This is a genomic window from Mycobacterium sp. E2462 (genome assembly GCF_001672685.1).
GTDB lineage: Bacteria > Actinomycetota > Actinomycetes > Mycobacteriales > Mycobacteriaceae > Mycobacterium.
In genome coordinates this window covers 1-942 of sequence record NZ_LZKC01000088.1, presented here as the reverse complement: position 1 = coordinate 942, position 942 = coordinate 1, and the positions used below count along the sequence as shown (strand labels likewise).

Annotated in this window: 2 protein-coding genes; one reads left to right on the top strand and one right to left on the bottom strand. The window is 63.5% G+C overall.

The genetic code is table 11. The annotated features are described in order from the left end of the window. Window positions 1-200: PPE domain-containing protein (locus A5714_RS25060; RefSeq protein WP_156747170.1), on the bottom strand; the 200-nt coding region annotated here is incomplete at its 3' end. A 336-nt stretch (window positions 201-536) separates the two neighbouring features. Between A5714_RS25060 and A5714_RS04430 the strand changes: the two genes are divergently transcribed. Beyond that, a partial coding sequence (locus A5714_RS04430) for a GTP-binding protein (protein ID WP_304528501.1) occupies window positions 537-942 on the top strand: 406 nt, incomplete at its 3' end.

Below are 942 nucleotides of genomic sequence, written 5' to 3'. Positions count from 1 at the left end.
AGCATCGACGCCGACGCCGGCCCCACCCACGGACCGCCGCTCAACTCCGTCACCACCGACGAATAACCACTCGCCGCCGCCCCCACTTCAGCGGCAATCTCATCCCACGCGGCGGCCGCAGCCATCATCGGCCCCGAACCCGGACCCGCATACATGAGACCGGAATTGATTTCGGGCGGTCTCGCTCCGAAGTCAAACACCGTGTCCTCCTCAGTCAACCGAGACCACTGGCAATCTCGGCGGTCAGGAATCAGTTGTGGCCGCCCTTGCAAGCTGGATGCGGCCACGGAAGAGGTGATGGCATCGCCGCCATCACGCGGCTTAGTTTGCCGCCGACCGAGCGCTGCGTGCCAGGACCAATGAGCTCACAGAGCGAAGGCGAAAACTCTTATCGGAGGCTGTTTTTGGACTGTTCAGCCCCTATTCGGTTGTCGGCAGAATAATGCGCGGCGGCGCGCCGTCGGGGCGGTCTGCGGTAGTCGATAACATGCAGGACAGAGGCTTTGGTTCTTGCAACGTTAGCGGGAGGATGATCTGTGCGAGCAATCCCCGTGATCGGCTTGACGGGTTATCTCGGTGCCGGCAAGACCACGCTGCTCAATCACGTGCTGCGCAGTCCCGGAGCGCGGATCGGCGTCATCATCAACGATTTCGGTGAACTGAATGTCGACGCCATGCTGGTGACCGGCCAGATCGACGAGCCCGCGTCGATCGCCGGAGGCTGCATCTGTTGCCTGTCCGACGACGACGGCATCGACGACGCGTTGGCCAGGTTCACCGATCCACGGCTCGAACTCGACGCCGTCATCATCGAGGCCAGTGGCGTGGCCGAACCCGCGGGCGTCGCTCGCATGATCGGCTTCAGCGATGTCAAGGGCGTCCGGTTCGGCGGGCTGGTCGACGTCATCGACGCCGCAACGCACTTCGACACCGTCGACGTCG